Here is a 6,622-nt window from a genome sequence, read left to right as displayed (position 1 = left end):
CCCAATTAACCCTTTGTTCTTTCGTTGATTTCCAGTCTGGTAAAAACTGTTCTATTTCCGGTTGATTCGATATTTTATAAATACTCTCCGCATCTTTGATAGTAAACTCTTGCAAGTATATATCTCCACAGTCTATTCTAAATAAATTAGTCGAACTCTCTTCTCCCATGTTAATCCCCTTAATTATATTAAAGCGCCTTAATCTGCTTCGTAAGTTCTATAAATCGTTCATCAAGTTCTTTATATTCTTTATCGTTAGAAGTTAAGAAACTTAATTTACCTAATACTTCTTGTCGCTCTGTTTCTAACGTTAAACGTAGCTCTTCAATATCATCTCTTGTTTTAATAAGTTCCTCTAGCTGCTTTTGTATCGTATTATTTGAAAACACGAGTTTCGTGTTAGTTGTTTTCTCTAGAAAATATCGATCGTGAGAAACTATAACGAGTGTTCCATTATACTCAGCTAATGTATTTTCAAGCTGTTCACGTGAAGGGAGGTCAAGGTGATTCGTCGGTTCATCTAAAATAAGTACATCTTTTTCATCTAAAATATAAGCCATTAACTTGCATTTTACTCGTTCCCCCATACTCATATGCTCAATCGGCTCTTTCCATTGAGAAGCTTGGAATCCTAAATGTTTCATTAAATTTTGGACTTTTCCTCTTTCTTCAAATGTCTCTTTAAAAAATAAATCTTCTGGTGTTTTATCCAGTGGTAAATCAAATACTTCTTGTGTTAAATAACCGATGTTTGCAGATGGTGAAATCCATACTTCTCCTTGTACAGTTTCCGTTCCCATAATCATCTTCAGTAATGTTGTTTTCCCGCTACCGTTTGGTCCAACAATCGCAACCTTCTCACCGTGCTGGATTGTAAAATTAACGTTTTCAAATAATGTCTTTCCATGAAAGTCTTTTTTTAATTTCTTTACTTCTAAAAAGCGTTTTCCTACTTTTTTATTCGCTTGAATAGAGAACTCCACTGAATACTCTTCTTTCACACGTTCTACTTTCGTTTTCTCCAGCTCTTTTTCGAGACGTTTTCGTTTTGACTTCACTTGCGCATCCATTCGCTTCGCTTTTACACGATAAAACTCTTTAACTCCTTCTTGTTTTGTAGACTGTGCGTGTGCCTTTTGTGACCATGAACTTAATTCTTTTATGCCCCATTTCGCAAGAAGTTCTGCTTCTTTTGCAATCATATCATTACTAATAAAAGATTCTATTTCTTGTTCAACATATGCCGTTGTCATATTCATTTGCTGCCATTCAACAATCCCTTTTGATGGCTCAATCTTCCCATTTATTAATTGAAGTAACGTTGATTTACCGGCACCGTTTTTACCAATTAATCCGATAACATCCCCTTGTTTAACTGTCACATTCATTTTCTCTAACAAAGTATTTTCCTTTATTTCAACATAAACATCATTTAATTTTAAAAGTTCTTTCATAATACCGATCCCTTTCATTAAGGGAGAATAAAAAAATCCTCCCAAATAAATTTGGCAGGATTAGTCGTTAACATATTTATACCCAAATAAGCTATTACGCATAATAAATAGCAATACCGTTGTAAGGAAATTGGGCAGACTAATCCTATTTTTTAGAAATTGAAATTTATTGAATTTCAACATTTAAAAATAAGATTAGTTAATCATCGTCCACCCATCATTCCTTTCCGTCGTTAGTAACCATATTGTACCATAGTAGTACTGTATGAGTAAATGCGATTATACGTGCTGTGAAAATGATTGCTTTCTTTTAGGTCTATTTATCTTCACTTCATATCGATCAAACACAAACAACATCTGTAATACTACTGGCTTTAGATTTCTTTAGTAGTAAACTTCTAAGCACTCTCTCTTATATAATTTTTATATAAATGTATCATTAATTATATATTATACATATTACATTTCAGTTCTTATAATAAAGATATCATTTTAAAAGGAGGATACTACAATGGAATTTAGTAAACTAGGAAACAGTGGATTAACAGTAAGTAAGATTGCATACGGGAACTGGATTAACCATGGTGGAAAAGTAAACGAAGATACTGCAAATGATTGTGTGAAAGCCGCACTAGATGTCGGAATTACTACGTTCGATACTGCTGATGTCTATTCGGTCGCTAGCCAACCTCAATATTCGATGTTGTGGCGTGTTATTGAAACTGATGTAATACCAACATGTCAACGTGAGGGGCTTGGTCAAGTTGTTTGGTCTCCCCTTGCACAAGGTATTCTCTCAGGAAAATATCAACCTGGTAAACCCTTGCCGACTCAATCGCGTGCTAATTCAGATGCTGGTAAACCATTTTTCCACAAACTCGTGCAACGTTGGATGAGTGATGATGTACTCACTGCAATTCAGAAACTCAATCCCATCGCGCAAGAAACTAATCTTACCCTACCACAACTCGCAGTTKCTTGGGTACTACAAAATCCAGCTGTTTCCTCTGCAATTATTGGCGCTTCAAATCCGGAGCAAATAAGAGAAAACGTAATTGCTTCTAGTGTTAAATTGCAACCTGAAATTATGGATCAGATTGATAATATACTACAAGGTTTCGCTGAGTACGATCCGGGTAAAACAGGTTGAATCATCAGTGACTTTAAAATAAAAATAGAAGTTTCCCTTTCCAAATTACCACTGCCCATCCTATCAAGATGGGCYTTTACTTTTCAAATTCAAATTGTGAAGTCGTATAAACCTCTCTAACAACTGTTAAGAAGTTYTCTAATACGACAGAYTTTTCATCTTGTCTCCATCCAACATATAAATTTATTTTCGGTGTATTTTCTTGAATGTCTTTATACATGACACCCGATTTTTTATAGCTTTCCACCGATGATGGAACGACAGAAATCCCCATTCCTGCTGCAACTAAATTCACAATAGTTTGCATTTGGATCGCCTCTTGAACAATATTTAAACTTACTCCATGTTCCCAAAAGTAACTAATAATTAAATCATAAAAGTTAGTACCGAAATGACGAGGAAATAAAATAAATGGTTCATCAACTAATGATTTGATTGAAATGTTACGTAATGAAACTAAAGGATGCTCTTCATGCAAAACTAATTTTAAACATTCCTCAGAACAAACTTCGGAAACTAATATTTCATTATTCTGCTTGGAACGAATAAATCCAATATGAATTTGTTTTTCATAKAGCGCTTTTATTTGCTGGTCTGTTGTCATCTCRCGTAATATAAGCTGWATTTTAGGAAAYCGTTCTCGAAATGTTTTTAATATGTCTATAACKGTTTCTGTAGAATCGACAAAACCAATGATTAAATGCCCGATCTTCCCTTCATCCGCGAGCTGTGTTTCTTTAATGGTTCTATCTACTTGAAGCAATGTTTGCCGCGCACCTTCTAAAAATATTTTTCCAGCATCCGTAAGTTCAACCATTCTTTTTGTTCGATGAAAAAGTTGAACGCCTAATTCTTCTTCTAATTTACGAATTTCTTGRCTTAAAGGAGGTTGTGCCATCCTAAGCCGCTCTGCTGCACGACTAAAGTACAACGGTACCTTTACCAAYCTCTGAATGGATTCCTACACTATGTCCTAATTGTTTCGTAATTTCATATACAAGATAKARYCCCATTCCAGTTGATTCTTTAAAATCTCTACCGTTTTCTCCTGTAAAGAARGGTTTRAATACTCTTGGTAAATCTTGCTTCGGTATCCCTACGCCACTATCGGTAATTTCAAGTACAACTGTATTACCTTCCTTACATGCTTTCACTTTAATCTTTTCTCTACTACCTGATGAGTATTTAATTGCATTCGATATAATTTGTCCAATTAAAAATTGTAACCATTTCGCATCACTTTCTACAGTAATCCCCTTATCAATTTCAAGCTCTGGATATACGAAATTCCGGATAAAAAAGCGTTTATGTTCATGCACGGAATCATTCACTATTTTATGTAGCTGTACTCTTTCTACATAAAAATCTTGTGTAAATGCTTCTAAACGTGCGACATACAGTGCCATCTCTAACCCCTTTTTCAACCTATCTGTTTCCTCATTAATACTTTCAAAACGTGAATCCACTTCATCTTGTGTAATTAATTCTATTACAGATAAAGGTGTTTTCATTTGATGAAYCCAYTGATTCATAAAGGTTAAATGATCATTATTTTTCCTCTCTTGTAACTGGAGCTGATTTTGATAATGTCGATATTGTACTTCGAGTAAATCTTGGAGAGCAGTAGATAAAACTGCAAAATCAGATTTTTGAACAGATTCATCCAAAGATTGCAACGGATTTGCTAAACGTTCATAAAAAGATCGATGTGTAAAATAACGAAATACTAAATAACTTACCATAAAAAAAGCACCTAAAAACATTGCATATAATGCCGTTGAAATATGATTATGCCCATCAAACCAATAAACTAAGAATATGGCTAGTAGTTGGATCGCAGTAAAACAAATAAGTGGTATATGATCACGTATAAATAACCTTATCATTTTTCCATACCATTATCCCAAGTAATATGTAATCTATATCCAACACTACGAATTGTTTCAATTGCTCCTTCAATTTGTAACGTTTTTAACTTTTTACGCACACGTGTTGTATTTACACTTAATGTATTATCATCAACATAAGATTCACTATCCCATAATTTATTTAATAATACTTCCCTACTCACAACACGCGGATAGTTTTTCATTAACATCTCTAATAAAATGGCTTCGTTTCTCGTTATATCAATCTCTTGGTTCCTAAGTTTTAATACAAGCCTTTCGGGATATAAACTAAGACCTTGTTGCTCAATCATTCGTTCTTCTAGTTTCGGTGCATAGTCTCCATAAGCACGTCTTAAATGACTACGAATTTTCGCCATTACAACTTCATAATGAAACGGCTTCGGAATAAAATCATCGCCACCATTTTCTAATGCCATAACTTGATCCATCGTACCTTCACGGGCCGAAATAAATAAAATCGGACATGTGGAAACCCCGCGAATTTGACGACACCAATAGTAACCATCAAAACTTGGTAAATTAATATCYAATAAAACTAACTCCGGTTGTTCTTCTAAAAATATGTCTAACACATTTTGAAAATCCGTTACAATAATTCCTTGGTAACCGTATTTCGCAACATATGTTGATAATAGCTCCGCAATTTTCATATCATCTTCAACAATCATAATTTTAACCATCTCTGAACTCCTTTTTGATCCACAATCTCAAATATACTTATATAAATACTACCTCTTTTCACAAAATCCGTAAAATAGAAAAAGGATACTTTTATACAAAAGTATCCTTTTTCTATTTTTCTTATTTAATATGAAATGCATTTAGAGAAAATCCTAACTTCTCCACATATTCCCTTCCTAGTTCCATCCGCGCCGTTTTTAGCGGATCCACAACTTGGCAAATTTTTAAATTACCTGCTGCTGATAATAAAAGAGTTGCATCAGCTTTAGACATTTCTAATTCTTCATGTAAAAATGTCACCATATTACGTACAGCACGATTCGCTGCATCATCTAGCAATTTCTCTGAAGCAATCGTCATTATTTTTTCTTTTTGAATAGCCAATGGTAATGGCCATTTCTTTCCTTTTATAGTCTGAACAGTTACAGTTACCTCACCAGCAACCTCTACTCCACTAACACCAATTTCACCATCACCCATCGCAGCGTGTAAATCGCCTAATGCTAAAAGAGCACCAGGAACATTTACAGGTAATAATAACGTTGTACCTTCTTTGATTTCTTTACAATCCATATTCCCGCCGTGATCATGCGGTGTACCACATAAAATACTCTCTTCTTTCGGTGCAGTACCAATCACACCAATCATTGGATTAATTGGAATTTGCAGTTCATTTGAAAATGAAACATGTCCATTATGTATTGGGACAATTTTTACTGTATTTTCATTTAGCTCATCACCCATTACACCTAGGTTCGCACCTGTAGTTAAAACACCCTGCTCTGCAATTTTAATCTTTTCAATTGTTACGACTAATACATCACCAGGTTCTGCACCTTTAATATGATATAATAATTAGCTTTTATCTGCATAAGCTCCTTTTTAAAATTAGTAGTTATTTTCAAGAAAAATGCACTTAGCTCATTTTGAAACATACACTCTTTACTATAACAGGTAAAGAAAGGTGGTATTACAATGCCCCTTATTCCATACAACGAAAGTGACGTTGATTTACTAGCACGTTTAATCCGTGCTGAAGCTGAGGGCGAAGGACGACAAGGTGAACAACTTGTTGGATGTGTTGTAGTAAACCGTGTATTTTGTGATTGCTTAGATTTCAAACAACTTCGATCTGTGCGTGATGCAGTATATCAAAGCCCTGGCGGATTCGAAGCAGTTCAATACGGTTACTTTTATCAACGTGCCCGTGAATCAGAAAAAGAAATCGCAAGAAAAGTTTTACAAGGTGAATGGCGCTGGCCAGCACGATGGGCTCTTTGGTATTTTCGTCCAGTTGGAGCTTGTCCACCCGAATGGTATAATCAGCCGTTTGCAGGGCAATTTAAAAGCCATTGCTTTTACGAACCAAGTGGTGATGAATGTCCAAAAATGTATTCAAGATAGTAAAAATTAAGCAACGCAAGTAC

6 protein-coding genes and 2 pseudogenes are annotated in these 6,622 nt (G+C 34.7%); 2 read left to right on the top strand and 6 right to left on the bottom strand.

All coding sequences use genetic code 11. The features are described 5' to 3' along the window. Nucleotides 1-169, bottom strand: a pseudogene (locus AC1DJR_RS25220) (GNAT family N-acetyltransferase); the annotation flags it as partial. A gap of 19 nt (nucleotides 170-188) precedes the next feature. After that, on the bottom strand, nucleotides 189-1,454 hold the full coding sequence (locus AC1DJR_RS25215; protein ID WP_477003778.1) for an ATP-binding cassette domain-containing protein: 1,266 nt from the start codon (nucleotides 1,452-1,454) through the stop codon (nucleotides 189-191). Nucleotides 1,455-1,965: 511 nt separating this feature from the next. Between AC1DJR_RS25215 and AC1DJR_RS25210 the strand changes: the two genes are divergently transcribed. Continuing rightward, a complete protein-coding gene (locus tag AC1DJR_RS25210) occupies nucleotides 1,966-2,604 on the top strand; it encodes an aldo/keto reductase (protein WP_477003777.1) in 639 nt (212 codons plus the stop codon). 76 nt (nucleotides 2,605-2,680) lie between these two features. Here the strand turns inward: AC1DJR_RS25210 and AC1DJR_RS25205 are convergent, their stop codons facing one another. From AC1DJR_RS25205 to AC1DJR_RS25190, 4 genes and pseudogenes are all read right to left on the bottom strand, one after another. Then, complete coding sequence (locus AC1DJR_RS25205) at nucleotides 2,681-3,502, bottom strand: LysR family substrate-binding domain-containing protein (protein ID WP_477003776.1); 822 nt, start codon at nucleotides 3,500-3,502, stop codon at nucleotides 2,681-2,683. A 22-nt stretch (nucleotides 3,503-3,524) separates the two neighbouring features. Then, entirely contained in the window at nucleotides 3,525-4,490 is a 966-nt protein-coding gene (locus tag AC1DJR_RS25200) for a sensor histidine kinase (RefSeq protein ID WP_477003775.1), read from the bottom strand. After that, nucleotides 4,487-5,194 carry a response regulator transcription factor gene (locus tag AC1DJR_RS25195; protein WP_002127681.1) on the bottom strand — a complete coding sequence of 236 codons (708 nt, stop codon included), beginning with the start codon at nucleotides 5,192-5,194 and terminating at the stop codon, nucleotides 4,487-4,489. Before AC1DJR_RS25195 ends, AC1DJR_RS25200 begins: the two co-directional genes overlap by 4 nt. Nucleotides 5,195-5,315: 121 nt before the next feature. Next, a pseudogene (locus AC1DJR_RS25190) lies at nucleotides 5,316-6,041 on the bottom strand (acetamidase/formamidase family protein); the annotation flags it as partial. A gap of 129 nt (nucleotides 6,042-6,170) precedes the next feature. Between AC1DJR_RS25190 and AC1DJR_RS25185 the strand changes: the two are divergent. Beyond that, a complete protein-coding gene (locus AC1DJR_RS25185; protein ID WP_002013108.1) occupies nucleotides 6,171-6,599 on the top strand; it encodes a cell wall hydrolase in 429 nt (142 codons plus the stop codon). Nucleotides 6,600-6,622: the final 23 nt, after the last annotated feature.

The sequence above is a fragment of the Bacillus sp. 05T31 genome, assembly GCF_056396725.1.
Note: the sequence above shows the minus strand (reverse complement) of the source record. Positions and strands in the feature narration are given on the sequence as shown.

Excerpts from the sequence above, each read along its gene's own strand:
- AC1DJR_RS25215 (WP_477003778.1), bottom strand. The coding sequence starts at position 1,454 with ATGAAAGAACTTTTAAAATTAAATGATGTTTATGTTGAAATAAAGGAA.
- AC1DJR_RS25185 (WP_002013108.1), top strand. The coding sequence starts at position 6,171 with ATGCCCCTTATTCCATACAACGAAAGTGACGTTGATTTACTAGCACGT.